The organism is Bacillus sp. SORGH_AS_0510, from assembly GCF_030818775.1.
Lineage (GTDB): Bacteria > Bacillota > Bacilli > Bacillales > Cytobacillaceae > Neobacillus.
The window spans coordinates 1938242-1954562 of the sequence record NZ_JAUTAU010000001.1 but is presented as its reverse complement, the minus strand read 5'-3'; the positions used below and the strand labels follow the sequence as shown (position 1 = coordinate 1954562).

Annotated in this window: 21 protein-coding genes and 2 pseudogenes; 2 read left to right on the top strand and 21 right to left on the bottom strand. The window is 37.0% G+C overall.

Annotated features, from left to right (window positions below; genetic code table 11):
• Positions 1-2 precede the first annotated feature (2 nt).
• From spoIIIAE to spoIIIAA, 5 genes are read right to left on the bottom strand one after another with little or no spacing between them, the layout of a single operon-like run.
• A complete protein-coding gene (spoIIIAE, locus tag QE429_RS09935) occupies positions 3-1202 on the bottom strand; it encodes a stage III sporulation protein AE (RefSeq protein ID WP_307286846.1) in 1200 nt (399 codons plus the stop codon).
• Positions 1203-1230: 28 nt separating this feature from the next.
• The gene (spoIIIAD, locus tag QE429_RS09930) at positions 1231-1680 is read right to left on the bottom strand and encodes a stage III sporulation protein AD (RefSeq protein WP_307286845.1); all 450 of its coding nucleotides are present in this window, start codon (positions 1678-1680) and stop codon (positions 1231-1233) included.
• Positions 1637-1840, bottom strand: a complete 204-nt coding sequence (gene spoIIIAC / locus QE429_RS09925) for a stage III sporulation protein AC (RefSeq protein ID WP_007084610.1) — start codon at positions 1838-1840, stop codon at positions 1637-1639. The genes spoIIIAD and spoIIIAC overlap by 44 nt, the downstream gene beginning before the upstream one ends.
• An 11-nt stretch (positions 1841-1851) precedes the next feature.
• Positions 1852-2367: a stage III sporulation protein SpoIIIAB gene (gene spoIIIAB, locus QE429_RS09920; RefSeq protein WP_307286844.1), complete on the bottom strand. Its 516-nt coding sequence runs from the start codon at positions 2365-2367 to the stop codon at positions 1852-1854.
• On the bottom strand, positions 2368-3291 hold the full coding sequence (spoIIIAA, locus tag QE429_RS09915) for a stage III sporulation protein AA (protein WP_307286843.1): 924 nt from the start codon (positions 3289-3291) through the stop codon (positions 2368-2370).
• A gap of 214 nt (positions 3292-3505) precedes the next feature.
• On the opposite strand from spoIIIAA, the gene QE429_RS09910 reads away from it, so the two are divergent.
• Positions 3506-4177: an SIMPL domain-containing protein gene (locus QE429_RS09910; protein ID WP_307286842.1), complete on the top strand. Its 672-nt coding sequence runs from the start codon at positions 3506-3508 to the stop codon at positions 4175-4177.
• A gap of 44 nt (positions 4178-4221) precedes the next feature.
• On the opposite strand, the gene QE429_RS09905 is transcribed toward QE429_RS09910, so the two are convergent.
• The 12 genes from QE429_RS09905 to QE429_RS09850 form a co-directional block, all read right to left on the bottom strand.
• Entirely contained in the window at positions 4222-4731 is a 510-nt protein-coding gene (locus QE429_RS09905) for a TlpA family protein disulfide reductase (protein WP_307286841.1), read from the bottom strand.
• A gap of 25 nt (positions 4732-4756) precedes the next feature.
• Positions 4757-4888, bottom strand: coding sequence for a CcmD family protein (locus QE429_RS09900; protein WP_307286840.1), 132 nt, complete (start codon positions 4886-4888; stop codon positions 4757-4759).
• A 12-nt stretch (positions 4889-4900) separates the two neighbouring features.
• Positions 4901-5662 (bottom strand): cytochrome c biogenesis protein, encoded by a 762-nt coding sequence (locus QE429_RS09895; protein WP_307286839.1) that lies wholly within the window; start codon positions 5660-5662, stop codon positions 4901-4903.
• Positions 5663-5665: 3 nt separating this feature from the next.
• Positions 5666-6346 (bottom strand): heme exporter protein CcmB, encoded by a 681-nt coding sequence (locus QE429_RS09890; protein ID WP_307286838.1) that lies wholly within the window; start codon positions 6344-6346, stop codon positions 5666-5668.
• Entirely contained in the window at positions 6343-7047 is a 705-nt protein-coding gene (ccmA, locus tag QE429_RS09885; protein WP_307286837.1) for a heme ABC exporter ATP-binding protein CcmA, read from the bottom strand. Before ccmA ends, QE429_RS09890 begins: the two co-directional genes overlap by 4 nt.
• 24 nt (positions 7048-7071) lie before the next feature.
• Positions 7072-8070: a hypothetical protein gene (locus QE429_RS09880; protein ID WP_307286836.1), complete on the bottom strand. Its 999-nt coding sequence runs from the start codon at positions 8068-8070 to the stop codon at positions 7072-7074.
• Entirely contained in the window at positions 8067-8441 is a 375-nt protein-coding gene (locus tag QE429_RS09875) for a hypothetical protein (protein WP_307286835.1), read from the bottom strand. The genes QE429_RS09880 and QE429_RS09875 overlap by 4 nt, the downstream gene beginning before the upstream one ends.
• 13 nt (positions 8442-8454) lie before the next feature.
• Positions 8455-8958, bottom strand: coding sequence for a cytochrome c-type biogenesis protein CcmH (locus QE429_RS09870; protein WP_307286834.1), 504 nt, complete (start codon positions 8956-8958; stop codon positions 8455-8457).
• Between the two features lies 1 nt (position 8959).
• Entirely contained in the window at positions 8960-10942 is a 1983-nt protein-coding gene (locus QE429_RS09865) for a heme lyase CcmF/NrfE family subunit (protein ID WP_307286833.1), read from the bottom strand.
• 25 nt (positions 10943-10967) lie between these two features.
• The gene (locus QE429_RS09860; RefSeq protein WP_307286832.1) at positions 10968-11420 is read right to left on the bottom strand and encodes a cytochrome c maturation protein CcmE; all 453 of its coding nucleotides are present in this window, start codon (positions 11418-11420) and stop codon (positions 10968-10970) included.
• 14 nt (positions 11421-11434) lie between these two features.
• Complete coding sequence (locus tag QE429_RS09855; RefSeq protein ID WP_307286831.1) at positions 11435-12481, bottom strand: hypothetical protein; 1047 nt, start codon at positions 12479-12481, stop codon at positions 11435-11437.
• A 252-nt stretch (positions 12482-12733) separates the two neighbouring features.
• A complete protein-coding gene (locus tag QE429_RS09850; RefSeq protein ID WP_307286830.1) occupies positions 12734-13387 on the bottom strand; it encodes a c-type cytochrome in 654 nt (217 codons plus the stop codon).
• Between QE429_RS09850 and QE429_RS24425 the strand changes: the two are divergent.
• Positions 13386-13517 (top strand): annotated as a pseudogene (locus QE429_RS24425) (hypothetical protein); the annotation flags it as partial. The gene QE429_RS09850 and the pseudogene QE429_RS24425 sit on opposite strands and share 2 nt — an antisense overlap.
• On the opposite strand, the pseudogene QE429_RS09845 reads toward QE429_RS24425, so the two are convergent.
• The 4 genes and pseudogenes from QE429_RS09845 to QE429_RS09830 form a co-directional block, all read right to left on the bottom strand.
• Positions 13464-13772: pseudogene (locus QE429_RS09845) on the bottom strand (PCYCGC motif-containing (lipo)protein); the annotation flags it as partial. The pseudogenes QE429_RS24425 and QE429_RS09845 sit on opposite strands and share 54 nt — an antisense overlap.
• A 202-nt stretch (positions 13773-13974) precedes the next feature.
• Positions 13975-14472 carry a DUF6803 family protein gene (locus tag QE429_RS09840; protein WP_307286829.1) on the bottom strand — a complete coding sequence of 166 codons (498 nt, stop codon included), beginning with the start codon at positions 14470-14472 and terminating at the stop codon, positions 13975-13977.
• Positions 14473-14620: 148 nt separating this feature from the next.
• Positions 14621-15178: an elongation factor P gene (gene efp, locus QE429_RS09835; RefSeq protein ID WP_307286828.1), complete on the bottom strand. Its 558-nt coding sequence runs from the start codon at positions 15176-15178 to the stop codon at positions 14621-14623.
• Between the two features lie 21 nt (positions 15179-15199).
• The gene (locus QE429_RS09830) at positions 15200-16261 is read right to left on the bottom strand and encodes a M24 family metallopeptidase (protein WP_307286827.1); all 1062 of its coding nucleotides are present in this window, start codon (positions 16259-16261) and stop codon (positions 15200-15202) included.
• Positions 16262-16321 lie beyond the last annotated feature (60 nt).

Below are 16321 nucleotides of genomic sequence, written 5' to 3'. Positions count from 1 at the left end.
CCCTATCTCATCATCATCGTAAGATTTCCAGCCGCTATTATGACTGTAATACTTAAAAAGAACATTAGTGAAACAATTCCTAATGCCGCAAATACATAAATCACACTTTTACTGATAATATCTAAACATTTAATAATGGGTCCGCCGCCTAATGGTTGAAGAATGGCAGCAGCAAACTTATAAATGAAGGCAATCATTAATATCTTTATCGCTGGAAAAGCAACAATAATAAGTAAAATAGCTACCCCTGCAATCCCGACCGTATTTTTTAATAGGACCGATGCGCTTACAACTGTATCTGTTGCATCTGTAAACATTCTTCCTATGACAGGAATGAAATTTCCAGTCACAAATTTGGCCGTTCGAATGGTTACCCCATCTGTTACGGCTGCTGAAGCTCCTTGAACGGAAATGACACCCAAAAACACGGTTAAGAAAAGACCCATCAGTCCGATACTCCAGTTTCTTAATAACTGTGCTAGCTGTGAAACTTTATATTGTTCGGACATCGTGCTCACAATACTTAATAACGTTGCTAAGAATAGCAATGGAAGAATGATATATTGCATGAATAGACCACTCATATTCATAAGAAACAAAATCACGGGATGAAAGAAAGCCGCCGAAACCAGACCGCCTGAAGCAGCTATTAATGCTAATAGCAGTGGAACAAGTGCCAAAATAAAGGAGGTCATCGTTCCAATCGCTTCATTTGTGTAGGTGATCGCAATATGAAAACTATTTAGAGCAAGGATGATAAGAACCATATAAACTATGGAATAGGCTACCTTACTGATTGCACTTTTCTCAAACGCATTCTGCATGGATTGAAGAAACATACTAAAGATGGTTAACATAATTAATGATCCTAATAATTTTCCATTTGCCACGAATTCATGAAAGGCAAACTTTAAGACCCCTTGTCCCCATTGTTTAAAGGAAAATTTCTTATCTCCTTTAATAAAGTCGTATAAACTCCCCTTCTGACTCTCTGGCAAGAAGCCGCCATACTTGTCAGTAATATCCTCCCAAAATTGCTTTAACTCTTCTAAATCTAATGTTTCTAGTTGAGTATCAACCAGTTCCTGTGGAGATAGCGAGGAAGTAGTTGTTTTTGTTTCCTCTGCTGCATGGACATTGGGAATGAGCGAAAAAAAGAATACTAGAATGATAATAGGGATAATCTGCAGCCGCTGCTTCATTTTTTAACACCTCATTAAAGGACTGTGATTAGCTCGGAATTAATTTAATTATGGTTTCAATTAATACGGTTAATATCGGAATCGCCATTGCGAGTATAATTACTTTTCCTGCTAATTCAATCTTAGAGGCGATTGCACCTTGACCCGCATCCTTAGTTATCTGGGTAGCAAATTCTGCAATATATGCAATACCTATGATTTTGAGTATTGTTTCAACATAGACTAGGTTTACATGTGCATTTACTGCTAATTTTTGTAGCATATGAATAATTTCATAAATTTTATCAACTAGAAAAAGAAAGATAACACAGCCTACAAACACAATTAAAAGAAATGCAAAATTTGGCTTTTGCTCCTTAATAATAAGAGCTAAAAAGGTAGCAATGAGTGCAACGCCTACAATTTTAATGATTTCAATAGCAAAGCCCCCCTCTCTATTGAAATAAGAAAACCGATTTGATTTTCTGGAACAGATCATCTACGATGGATGCAACTTGGAATAAAATGTATATAAAACCAAACAAGGTAACCCATTGTGCATACTCTTTTTTACCCACCTGATCTAGAACGGTGTGCAAGAACGCAACCACGATTCCTACTCCTGCTATTTTAAAAATAATATCCACTTCTAAACCCATTGCTTTTCCCCCTAAAATAATAAAATAATTAGCAGTAATCCCGACAAAAATCCTAGACTCTTTACCATTTTTTCATATTTTGCTTGCCGGTCGATGGCATCCACTTCCTCTCTTTCCAAATGAGAAAGAGTTAGCATAATATGTTTTTGTTGGGAAAAGCGATCATGACGACCAAGGGTTTCCCCAAACTGCTTCATAATTTCAAATTCTCCCTGTTTTAAGGCTGTGGCCTTCCAAACCTCTTTTAAACATGTTTCCCAAGCCTCTTTAACAGTTGTTTCGGTGTCTGTTAGTTTCCTTGCAAATGATTCAAAAAAGGAGGCAAGTGGATTGGATAATTGTTCAGCTAATCGTCTAGATGCTTCATGCAATGGTGTGTGACCATACATTATTTCTGCTTCGAGTGACTGGAGGGCTGACCTCAATGCTCTAAGCTGTTTCGGGCGTTCGCTAAAATGCCTTGCAGCTTCAAATCCTGTCCAAGTTGTAGCAACAATAATGATAATAGCTCCCAATAGCTTAATCATTTATGTCACCCTCACTTTTTGGGTCAATTCTTTACCATTGGAATCTAAAATATGGGTAATAGTACCAGGTCCTGATGCTCTGCTTAAAACGATAAAGCGTTGAAATATTCCTTGATCAATAATGTCTCTTAATGATGGACGTTTTCGGATTTCTTCTAAGCTAGTCCCGTGCGTGGTCATGATCAATTTAATCCCTGCATGTATAGCTTCTTGAATGGCTTCAGCATCCTCTTTACGACCTATTTCATCGACAATTAAGACATCTGGGCTCATCGACCGAATCATCATCATCATTCCTTCTGCCTTTGGACAGGCATCTAGGACATCCAAACGATGACCAAAAGTTAATTGTGGCACCCCATTTACACAACCAGCTATTTCGCTGCGTTCATCAACAATTCCAACCTTAGAAGCTGCTATATGGTTTAATTGATCCCCTGAGGATATAATTCTTGCTAAATCCCGTAACATGGTGGTTTTCCCTGTTTGAGGCGGGCCGATAATCATGGAATGCATCCAACTGCCTTGAAACAGAAAGGGAACAATTGATTCAGCAATCCCCACCTTTTCTCTTGCAATCCTTATGTTAAAAGAAGCGATATCCCTAATTGCTTTTACCTTTCCTTCCTCAAGAATAACTTTCCCAGCTAGCCCTATGCGGTGTCCTCCTGAAACGGTTATATAACCGCGTTTAAGTTCTTCTTCAAGCGTATAAATAGAAAAATGACTTATCTTATTCATTAGGTGAAAGGCATCTTCAGGTTGAATAATATAAGAAAGAAACCTGGGTGCTCCCTTTAATGTTATTTCCATGGGTCGGTTTATTCGAATGCGTATTTCTTCTAGTTCATCTTTTTGATTAGGAGGGATTTGGCTGATTAAATCTGCTATATTTTTAGGTAAAAAATGTAGGATTGTTTCCATGAGTGCTTCCTCCTTGATTTGCCTATCTCATTATTTAAAATGTATGCCTGCTTGGACACATTATGACTTGCAAATCTGTCATTCCCTTCTATTTTTTTGAAATTTACTAGAAACGGTTCGATTAGATTAAAAGAATAGTTATCTCGATACTGGAACATTTCAAATGATGGTGGAGTATTTTATAGAAAATCCTAGCGTTAAGGAGAAAAACGATATGTACAATTACCATCTGGAAAACCGCAGTAAGACACAACATAAAGGACAGTTAATAAAAGTTAATGGAGAGGGAGAATTGGCTGTGCAACCAGATTTAGCTTCAATTAACTTAGGGATTATTTCGGAAGGAAAGGAACTATTACCCACACAACAGCAAAATGCGATTCAAAGTACAGAAGTCATTCAATCTCTAGTGAAACTTGGAATTCCACAGACCCAGATACAAACATTCGATTACAGAATGGAACCAGAATACGACTATGAGCAAGGTAAACAATTATTTAGAGGCTATAAAGTAACTCATATTTTACAAGTGAAAATAGAGGATTTAACAATGATAGGAAAAGTAGTAGATACTGCAGTACAGAACGGGGGCAATTATGTTTCAAATATTCAGTTTACCGTAAAGAATAAGGAGCCTTATTATCAAAGGGCCTTAGTCCTAGCAGTAAATAATGCGATTAGTAAGGCAAAAACAATCGCCGACTCCATTAATGTGAATCTTATACCAACCCCAAGTTTACTTATAGAAGGCAGCAGTAGTCCCAACCAGCCCTTTTCTTATCAGCCAGAAACACTGGTTAAAGCTATGAGTACTACTCAATTGGAACCAGGACAAATAAAAATTAAAGCGAATATTTCTGCAGAATTCCAATATCTAAGAAGATAAAAATAGGAGGATGACACCATCGAGTTGATGGGTCAATCCTCCTTTTATTTATTATATTTCTTCGCCCAATTATACAGTTGCATTTCTGTCACTGGTCCATTAAAGTGCTCTCTTATGACTCCCTGTTTATCAATGACAAACGTTTCAGGTTGCCCGGTCACATTATACAATTTTGACACTTTAGCGTTATAATCAAACAAATAATTCATACCAGCCTTATTGTTTTCTGTTACCTTATTAATCTTATCTTTTGTCTCTCCACGATTAATCATCAACAGATTAAATTGATCTCCATAATCCCTTTGGAAAGCCTCTAACTCCGGAAATTCGTCTTTACATGGAGCACACCAACTTGCAAAATAATTTAGGATGACTATTTCCCCTTTATAATCTGAGAGCTTAGTGTTACTTCCATTTAGGTTTGGGAGTTCAAAATTATAAGCTTTATCGCCAACATCCGTATGTTTTCCTTTAGTTACCAGGCTATAAGCAAAGAAAGCAAACATACCAATAATTAGAATCATTACGAGCAATTTAATGACTCGTTTGTTCATCTTATTTCCTCCTGACTCCCCTTGCTTATTTTTCCAGTTGTTTTAAAAACTCAATTTCCTTCTTTAGCTTAGTATGTCTTTTACCTACAATTGCCATATAGGCAAAAATAACAACCCACGCAACAGAATAAGCACCTAACATATATTCATAGTTCATTGTAAATTCCTCCTAGTTTTCTATTTGTTCTCTTAATTTTTCTTTGTAACGCTCTATTTTGATTTTCATATTTTCAAATGAAACTCCTTTATGAAGAAGATAGGCATAGAAAATAGTAAAAGCCGTAATTGTTACTAGTAAAGCGACAAGCATACTATCTTCAATGCCACCTCCTTTTTGAGACGGACCTTCTCCAAAAACTATTGGATGGAATTTTGTTTGCCACCAGCGAATCGCAAAGAACACAATCGGAACATCAGCAAAACCAATAATTCCAAAAACAGCGGCAAGCCTAGCTTTCTTATCCCATACTCCATCCATTTGACGAATCATAATATAGGCAATATAAATGAAAAATAAAATCAACGTCGTAATTAACCGCGGTTCCCATACCCACCAAGTGTTCCATGCTGATCTTGCCCAAATAGGACCGGTCGTTAGAACAATGATGGTAAAAACTATACCGATTTCTGCTGAAACATATGCATAGGTATCAAAAATTCTCTTTCGCTTAATTAAAAACAAAATGCTAAATACAAAAGTTACAAAAAACGCCATGAAGGCTAACCACGCTGAGCTTACATGAAAATAGAAGATTTTCTGTGCTGCATGCATTGTTGTTTCTTCCGCAGCAAAAATAAAGATAAAATATAGGGAAACGAACATGGAGATCACTGTGCCTGCAAACAAAATACTAGAGATATTTAGTTTCTTCGGTTCAGTCAACTTGGCCCCCGCAAGTGCCACTTTTTCTCGTTCGAGATTCATACTCATTATTTAAACCTCCAGAACATAATCGATTAGTAAAAGACAAATAACAAAGAAAATTACATCATAAGCAGTAACCAATTGGATCCACGCTAACGCACTTGAAAACTTCTCCATATTTGTCAAGATAATTCTTGTTGCCTGCACAACACCAATTAATATAGGTGTAGTAATCGGAAATAGAAGCAGGGGAAGGAGCATTTCACTGCTTTTTGAATTGGCAGCCAGTGCCGCCAGAAATGTTCCAATCGCAATAAATCCAAAGCTTCCTAAGAAAACGACTACAATAAAATAGGGAATACTACCAAGAAAATGAAAGTCAAATAATAAAAATAAAAACGGAATGGAAACCAGTTCTACTACTAGAATCATCGTGAAATTAGCAAAAAACTTTCCTAAATAAATACTTGCTGCCTCCATTGGTGCAACCAATAAACCCTGAATGGTGTCATTTCGCTGTTCCGTAATAAACGAGCGGTTTAGTCCTAGAATGCCTGCAAAAACAATAATGACCCATATTACCCCTGGAATGACAGCCTTTGTTGTGTTATTTGCCGGGTCAAATGCAAAACTGAGAACAACAATTACTAGTCCCGCAAATATAATCTGGGTTACTAGGATTTGTTTTGTTTTTAATTCGGAGTATAAATCTTTTTTTGCTAGTAAGAGGGCAGTTCGAAATAGGTTCATGAAACTCCCTCCACTTGAAGCTCATATATTTCAGAAACATATCCCAGATTATGTTTCTCCATTTTAAAATCATCAACGATTTTTCCATTTTTCAAGATAATAATTCGGTCGCAAATTTCCGCCGCTTGTTTAAAATCATGAGTCACCATTAAAGTGGTCGCACCTCTCTCCCTCATAGAGAGGATCACATTATTTAGAATGGTAATAGCCCCCTGATCCAAGCCCGTATGTGGTTCATCAAGCAGAAGAACCTCTGGGTCATGAATAATTGCACGTGCGATTGCAATCCTTTGTATCATACCGCGGGAGAAGTTCTTCACTGGCTCGTTCAAAAAGAAGGATAATCCAACTTCTTTAACAAGCTTCATGGCTTGCTCCTCCACATTTTTTACTCCGTATACATTTCCAAAGAAAACAAGATTTTCTAACGGAGAATAATGATCATACAGCAAACTGGAATGGGGTAAGTACCCTAAGACTTTTTTTATCTCAATATGGTCTTTTTTCAAATCCAAACTATTTATTTTTACCAGCCCTGATGTGGGTTTTATTAAGGTTGCCAGTACCTTTAATAGGGTACTTTTCCCGGCACCATTCGGACCAAGTATGGCAACCGTTTCTCCTTTTTTTATCGAGAGGTCTATACCACGTAAGATCAGTTTATTATCAGCTTGCTTTGTTAGGTTTTTTATTTCAATCAATTGCGGCCCCTCCCATTTCAGTTGCTACTCAACATAGTTTCGTAAATTTAATTTTACTTGGACTAAGTGCTGCTTATAGGCAGCAAGCTTGGCTTGATAAGCTTCCTCCGACAATTTCCCATCACCAAAGGTCTCTTCTAGCTCAATGATCTTATCCAAAATTGCCTTTTGCTTTGCCATTAACTGTTTAAAGGCTTTCTCTTCTTTATCAGCTCCAAGTCTTTCTTCTTCTAATCTCACTTTTCTTCTAAAATAAGCATAGTAAGAAATACCAGCAATCAGAATAGCTCCAATAATAATGAGAAAAACATGTGGATTAAAGCGGTGTAATGGAGATTGTGCCCACATTCTTAAATGACCTGGATTATGGAAAGCAGGCGCTGTGTGTGTAACCGAGCTATTGCTTGCATTATTTTTTGAATTTTGACTTGTAGCCGCATTCGTATCTGCAGGCGGTTGCACATCTTTTTTATACACCATAGTAAATGTTTGGTTTGCTTGAATCCCTTCTATGCTATAGCCGAAATAATTTTGGTCATCAAACTTAAACAAACCTTGACTGGTTGCCTCCATACCCTTCACATCAATACTACCCATACCTTCTGGGACAAGAATTTGCATCATTTGAACTGGATACTCAAAAGTTAAATTGATTTCTTCTCCTTTTGGCATTCTGTAGCTATAAGGAAGAACCATGGTTTGATTTGCTGGAACTGGTGTCGTTGTAATAAAACCATTGTCGATTTCTTTAAAAGCAATTTTATTATCTAAGAAATTCAGATCTTTTGCTCCAGTAGGAATGGTAACCTGTAACACGGCCTCCCCTTTTCCAGCCCCTTTATATTCCTCACCCGATGTATTAGAATAATTCACCATATTCATCATATTAGTGGAACCATCTTCTGCTGGACTCACGACAATATAGTGCATATCAATAGAAATCTTTGAATCTGATGCTGCAGAACCATAAAACGGAAGCAGTATCATCAATCCAAGGAAGAAGACTGTGATTTTCTTGATCACTTTCCTTCCCCCTTTTTATTTTTATAGCTTTGCACTTGTACCTCAATTTCTTTTTCCACTTCTGCCATTAAGTCAGCATCGACACTATGGTCAACCAATTGTTCCTCTTCTTTCATAATATGGGCTACTTCTGTTTCGTATTGTCTTTTCAGGACCTTATAATCCGCAAGTGATATTTTATCCATCTTATATTCAAATTCTATTTCATTAAGAGTAGTTAGAAGCGCTTCTTTTGTAGTATTCAAATCTTGAGTTTTCGTACTAGTGTGTAAATATACATCCCACTTAAATAATGGTGACAAGATTAAAAATAGACAAGTTAGCGCCAATATGGCCGTAAAAATCATCGAAATGATTGAGATATCCTGCATTTTTGTTCACATCCTAAAGATACTTTTTGCGTTCTTCATCGATCATAGAAGAAAGAATTTCCCCTTCAGCTTCATCTTTTGTGTCCTCGTAAACAGATACTGTTTCTTCTATTCTTTTTCTCTTCACCCATTTACGAATGATTAAATAAACTGCGACAGCTGCGGCTCCGAGTACGACAAAAGGTAAGACCCAAGCGGTTAAGCTAAAACCGCTTTTTTCCGGTGAAGTCAAGATTTCTTCACCATAAATATTGACATAATATTCACGGATCTTATCTTTATCCCAGCCCTTATTCATCATCTCAACCAAGTCTTTCTTAAATTCTGTTGTGAGGCTGCATGTATTAGGGTCACATTCATAATGATCCTGTCCGCAACCGCATGTGCAGGCAAATTGCTGGGCTACCGCTTTAAACTCAGCAGATTTATAATCAATCTCTTTTGCTTCCACGTGTATGAATGAACCCTGAAAGATAAACCCAAGGATGAGGAGCCCTATATAAAGTTTGTTTTTCATATTAAGACACCTCTCTACGTACTCCTGTGTACCTTGGAGTGACATTTTGATATTTTCCATTCCAAATGGCGAATAGAGCGCCAATGACAATCATGAATGAACCAAACCATAACCAGTTCATCATTGGATTTACTTTTACAACAAAAGTAGCCTTTCCATCATCTTCCCAAGCACTCAACACAATATATAAATCTTCTTTCATTGATGAAATAATTGCTACCTCGGAGGACGGCTGTTCCCAGTTGCCATAAAATACTTTTTCTGGTTGGAAGGTGCCTAGCTTTTTACCATTTCTAAACACAGTTACATCTGCATAGACAATATCATTGATACCTTCTTTTTTCTGATCTAGACGATCATAGTTGATTCGGTAATCTTTTAGTTCAATAGACTGTCCTAATGCTACTGTTTTCATTGTTTCTAAGTCATAGTTTTGTGAACCGATAATCCCCATTGTAATGAATGCAATGCCAAGATGAACGATGTAACCCCCGTAACGACGGCGATTACGAATCATTAATCGGTAAAGTGCAACCATTGGTGCTTCTTTTGTCATCTTTCTTCTCGCTTTAACCCCTCTATAAAACTCTAAGTAATGAGTTATTAGTAATAGAATAATAACTCCATATCCAATAACAGCCCATGCCTTTTGAATTCCTAAAACAACCATTAGAATCATACCAACCACAGCAAGGATCGATGGAATAAGGAAATTTTTCTTTAGGTTTTTTACTGTTGATCGCTGCCATGCAAGCATTGGACAAACAGCCATCACAAACATCATCGATAATAGGATCGGTGCCTCAACCTTATTAAAAAATGGAAGACCAACTGTCACTTTAGTTCCTCGCACCGCTTCTGATACTAATGGGAAAATGGTTCCCCAGAATACAGCAAAGGCTGCACCGACTAGTAATAGGTTGTTAACTAGGAAACTACTTTCTTTTGAAACAAAAGAATTAAATTCTCCTGCACTTCGTTTTAACAAGTTGTAACGACTCATTAACACATAAAGGGCAAGAATCACAGCAATTCCCATAAAGATTAAGAAATATAATCCTAGATTTGAATTAGCAAATGCGTGTACAGATGTCAAAACACCACTTCGTACTAGGAAGGTGCCAAAAAGTGTTAGTGCATAGGAAACAATGATTAAGCTGATATTCCATATTTTCAACATATTTTTCCGTTCTTGGATCATCACAGAATGTAGAAAAGCGGTAGCCGTTAACCATGGCATGAAGGATGCATTTTCAACGGGATCCCATGCCCAATAACCGCCCCAACCAAGCTCAACGTATGCCCATTGTCCGCCAAAGATATTTCCGAGACTTAAGAATAACCAGGCAATAATCGTCCAGCGTCTAGTCATTTTAATCCAGAAATCATCCACATTCTTTAAAATTAATGCTGCCATCGCAAATGCGAATGGTATAGCTAGGCCGACATATCCCAAATATAGTGTAACTGGATGAATAATCATTCCTGGGTTCTGCAGCATGGGATTTAAGCCTTTACCTTCGATTGGAATATCATTTAATAAGACAAATGGCTTTGCTACGAAACCAAGTATAAAGAAGAAGAAAACGGCATTTGCCATAAGAATGGCTGAAATGTAGGGCACCATTGGATTACCCTTCAACTTTCTTGAAAAGACGATCATTACTGTGTAGAGCGTTAAGAAAAATGTCCAAAGTAACAATGAACCCGCATTTCCTGCCCATAGGGCCGTTAGCTTATAAATGATGGGAAGCTCACTGCTTGTATAATCGTGCACATATTCGTATTGGAACTGAGATGTCGCTAAAAGGTAGAACAAAGAGAGCATAGCTAGAGAAGAACAAACAAGTAATGCAATAACGCCACCTTTACCACTATTTACAAACTTTTGATTTTTAGTGCTAATCCCCCATGTCAGTATCAGGAGAGTAAAAATGGCAATGGCTAAACCTATATAAATTGTTGCGTTGGCAAATAAATACATTTCGTCACCTTCTTACGTCAGCCTGTTATTTTTCTTTCGTTGGTTGATCTAACTTTTCTTTATGTGTTTCAGGGTCATAATCCTTCATATCTTTCCCTTCGTATTTTGAAGGACATCTCGTTTTTACAGTTTCTGCTTCAAATGTGTCTTTTTTTGTTGGAGACCCCTGAAGAATTGTTATCACACCTTCTGAAAAGTTATCAGGTTTCGGTCCTTGGTGAATAACATGCAAAACGTTACCGTCATTGTCTTTCACATCAAACTTAAGCTCAATTTTATCGGGGTTCCACTTAATGGTGTCTTCCATTAAGAGACCTTCTACGGTAACGAAATCATCTTTATGTTGATCTTGGGTAGCAAGCAGTTCCTTCATTTTCAGTTCTACTCCACTTGACCCTGGTGTGGCTGCCATTAACAAGAAAATGATGGCTGCGGCAATAACAAAGCCGCCGAGCATAACCATAGTATTTTTTTTCATTCCCTCTCACCTCATTAGATAAGTTTTTTCATTTCTTCCTCGTACATTTCTTGGTCAATCTTCCCTGTTAATAGCTTTTTACGTAATTCCTTCTTATCGTCAGCGTGGTTAGACTTATCTGCTTTTTTGTCAGGTGATTTCTTTTGTTGCTGCTTCATATGCTTCGAACCCTTCGACACTTTAAAAGATTGATTATTTCCCTTTAATCCTACAAATACAAATAGTCCTGCAATGATGATCGCTATCCCTATAATTGAAGCCCCTCCAACACTAATGATTGGCCGTATTTTGTTACTTGTTCCTCCATTTTTCACTTGGTCTGTTGCGGTTATTCCGCTGTGGTTTTCATCATTTGGCGGCTGTTGTTTGTTAATTGCCTCCATGGTTGATTCTGTTCCGTTTTTCTTATAGGAAAAGGAATATTTCGGGTTATCTCCAGCCTTTATATTTTTATATTGATAGTAATAAAGCTCTTCTCCATACTCACTCTTCGAATTACTATCAGCTTTTGGTTCAAGCGTAATTTCCTTCGCATTCATAGGTGCATAGAAAATTACATCTAATAGTTCGATATCGGCATTATGTACCAATTCATATGTAAAACTTTTCTCATCTTTAACCTCAACTGATTTTGTATAGTATTCGATGACAAATTTATACGTCTCGTTACTTTTAATTGCTTTTGCTGGTTTCCAGCTAATGATCCCTTTTTCTTTATCTATATCATAAGGACGCTGTACTTCCGGTTTATTTTCTTCTGGAAACTCCGCTACCAAATAAGCTTCAAACCCCTTATCCATTGCTGGTACGGGAATTTCAATATTTCCGTTATAATCTTGACCGCTATTATTTGTAATCGTTCCGTACTGCCCTACTAATAGAGAAGGGATATCTCTTGACCAGCCCTCAGGGTAATCAAACTCAGGCATTACTTGAATTTGCATTTCTTTAAATGGGAATTTTTCCGCTTGAAATGCCGTCTCCGCACTTGCCTTCGGGATCATGTTAATAGAGACAAATAATACAATTACGAAAAATGCTAATACTTTCTTCCTACGCATATTTATCCTCCTTGAAGTGGAATTCTTATCACGAAGTAACACTATTTTCCACTATAGTCCTCTTTGAAATAAATATAATCGTTATCTATACCTAGGTGTTGAAGCACTCTTGAACATTTTGTTAACCGCTTTGAATCGTTGCGATTTCGTCATAAATCCACCACAAAATGTTCACATTTACATAATTTGTAGATATTTTTCTCTTAAAAATAAAACCCTGAATCCAGATAGGATTCAGGGTTTTATGGAAATTTATTTCTCTTCTAGGGTACGAATATAGGTAACGATATCCGTAATATCCTGTTTTTTAAGTTGGCGAGCACCGTCTAGTCCCTTTAATGAGGGTCCCATTCGAGTTTCTTCCCGGCCAAATGCAGTAGCAATCCATATTTGTTTATCACTTGTATACTTTAAATACTGAGGATTGGCTATAGCCGTACCCATTTTTATTTTTCCTGCTCCCGCTTCGCCATGACAATTAAGGCAATATAAATTATATTGAACCATACCATGTTCCGGGTCACCGGCTATAGTTTTTGGAACCTCAAACTTAAGCTCTTCTGTTTGCCAGTTTCTCATAAAAGCCACAAGATTATTTAAATCTTTATCTGACATTCTAGGTCCATATGCCGGCATATCTGTTCCTTCACGTCCATATTTAATGTAATAATATAGATCTTTGTCGGATACGGAGCTTAAAAAATTTTGGCTGTTAATTGCAGTCCCAGCTTTTGCCCCTTCTCCTTTACCGGTTTCCCCATGACAAACAAGACAGTTTTTTTTATACAGTTTTTCACCAGCCATAACCGCTTTTGAGCTTTTACCGTCAAATAAATGACTATTATTTATGCAGACAATAATTCCAATAATAATCAAAATGTAACTACCTATTAAGATCTTTTTCATGGGTTACTCCTTACTTTGGCTCAGGTGTTGGAGTTGGTTCCCCAAAATTTTTATATTTATCAGTAATCAATTGATAAATTTTCTTAGGACTTTTACCGTCAAGATGCATTTCGATCGCCTCCCGGGCGATATCTATACAGACGTCTCACGATATACTCATAGAATCCCATTCTTTAACGGCATTATCTGGACCTAATTCATCAATATAGCAATCTAGATTACTTTTATGACCATCCTGAGCAAAACATCCACAATAGCAAGGAACTTGTGATACTACCTCTGGATATGTTGCAGCCAAGACATAGGTCTCTTGAATCTTTTCTGACGAATTCAATACATAATCAGGTAGTGGTTTATGCTTTTTATCAAGGGTAACATCTTCCATTTTTGAACTACAACCCGCTGCTACGATCGCAATTAAAATGAAGAGGAACAAAAAAGATGTTATTCGTTTCAAATTCAGTTCACCCCTTCCATGAATATATTTACTAGTTCATTTTAGCAAAATGTAAATGGTAGAACGGATGTAATTTCTTACTATTTAGTGAAGTTTTTATGATAGTAAAAGTAAAAATAAGATTTTTAAATTACATGTTCATCATGTCATGTCCGGAATGGCTGTTGGAACCAATAGACGGATCGACCATTCCGAAGATCATTGCTACGTGTGCAACGACTAGGAACATACCCACAAAAAATGAATGGATTTTAAGCTTTTGCTCATCTGTTCTATTTTTGTAAATAATCCCCATATCAAGTAGTGCCATTCCAAGCAACGGAACAATTCCAAGCAGATAAAAGGTAACAGCAACTACATCAATCCACCCTTTCCATTCCCCATTAACTGTTAGTGGAATGAAAGCAGTCTTCATTAGATAGAGGAATATCCCTGTGAAATATAGACCTGCAAAAATACTAACTACTTTATTTACTTTTCTTAAAGAGCCTGTTAAATTTCTAGTAAATAATATACCCAGTTCTGTGATTGCGATAGTCTCTGCACATATAACTGGTATAGCCATAAAAATAATTAAATTCCACGGCTGATTGTCTGCAAGTAAACCCATATAGTGTGTCATGTTCATGTTCATCTACTCCTTTATTTTGTCTTCACCATTAATGTAAGGAATAGATGTGCAGAAACTTAGCAGAAACTATGGAGAAATTGTTAAAGATTTAATGCTACTTAATAAAAAAAACCTTAATCCGTCTGGATTAAGGTTTTTTTAGAGATTATGCTCTTGAAACGTATGATGCTTCAGTTGTATTGATGATTAGTCGGTCACCTTGGTTAATAAAGAAAGGAACTTGAACAATAAGTCCAGTTTCTAAAGTCGCAGGTTTTGTACCGCCAGAAGCTGTATCACCTTTGATTCCTGGCTCAGTTTCTGTAACTTCTAGTTCAACTGTGTTTGGCAATTCCACTCCAAGTGTCTCATGACCATACATCATAATGTGAACTTCCATGTTTTCTTTTAGGAACTTCAACTCATATTCAATATTGTTAGCTGGAAGTTCAACTTGCTCATAAGACTCCATATCCATAAATACGTGTTGGTCACCGCTAGCATATAGATATTGCATTTTACGATTATCGATTTGTGCTTTTTCTACCTTTTCACCAGCACGGAATGTTTTTTCTTGAATTGCACCATTACGTAGGTTACGAAGCTTAGAACGAACAAATGCCGCTCCTTTTCCTGGCTTAACGTGTTGGAAATCCAATACTCTCCAGATACCATTATCTACTTCAATGGTTAAACCTGTTTTAAAATCGTTAACAGAAATCATGATTTGTTCCTCCTAAATTCATTACAATATGATTAGTTCTTTTGTAGAATGAGTAAGAGACTCATTATGGTTATCCGTAATTATAGTATCATCTTCTATGCGAACACCGCCAAGGCCTGGGATATAAATCCCAGGTTCACAGGTGACAACCATTCCTGGTTCTAAAATGATATCTGACTTCACTGAAAGTCCAGGTCCTTCGTGAACTTCAAGACCAATTCCGTGCCCAGTTGAATGACCAAAATATTCCCCATAACCTTTTTCTGTTATGTAGTCTCTGGTTAGTGCATCTGCTTCCTTACCTGTCATGCCAGGCTTTATTCCAGCCATACCACGAGCCTGCGCTTCAAAAACAATATCATAAATCTCTTTAAGCTTTACATCAGGCTCCCCAACAGCAATAGTTCTCGTAATATCAGAAACATATCCATTGTAATACGCACCATAGTCTAGTGTAACAAAATCTCCCGTCTCAATTACCTTGTCACTTGCAACACCGTGTGGAAGTGCTGATCGGTGCCCTGATGCAACGATGGTGTCAAAGGAAGATGAAGTAGCACCAGCTCTTCTCATAAAGAACTCTAGTTCATTCGATACCTCTAATTCAGTTTTTCCAGGACGAATGAAATCTAAAATATGTTTAAAAGCCGCATCAGCAATATCTGCTGCTACCTTTAATATCTTAATCTCTGCATCAGTCTTAATCAAGCGTAACTTTTCAATTACACCAGAAATCGGGACAAGTTCAGCTTCGATTTCTTTGTCATATACTTTAAAGGAAGAGTAGGTTAGGAAATCCTCTTCAAATCCAAGCTTTTGGATACCTAATTTCTTTGCCTGCTGTGCTACTTCTTCTGGAACGGAACCAGAAAATTTAATAATTTCAAAACCTTCACATTGCTTTGATGCTTGTTCAATATAGCGGAAATCTGTAATAAACAAAGCTTTTTCCGCACTAATTAATACCACACCAGACGAACCTGTAAAATTAGATATGTAGCGTCGATTAAATGGGCTTGTGATTAACATCCCATCAATACCATTTGATGAAAAATTTGATCTAAGTTTTTCTATCTTTTCCATTACTCTCCACTCTCCTTTTTTCAATGAGGACAAAAATATTTTATCACAACCAACCGAATC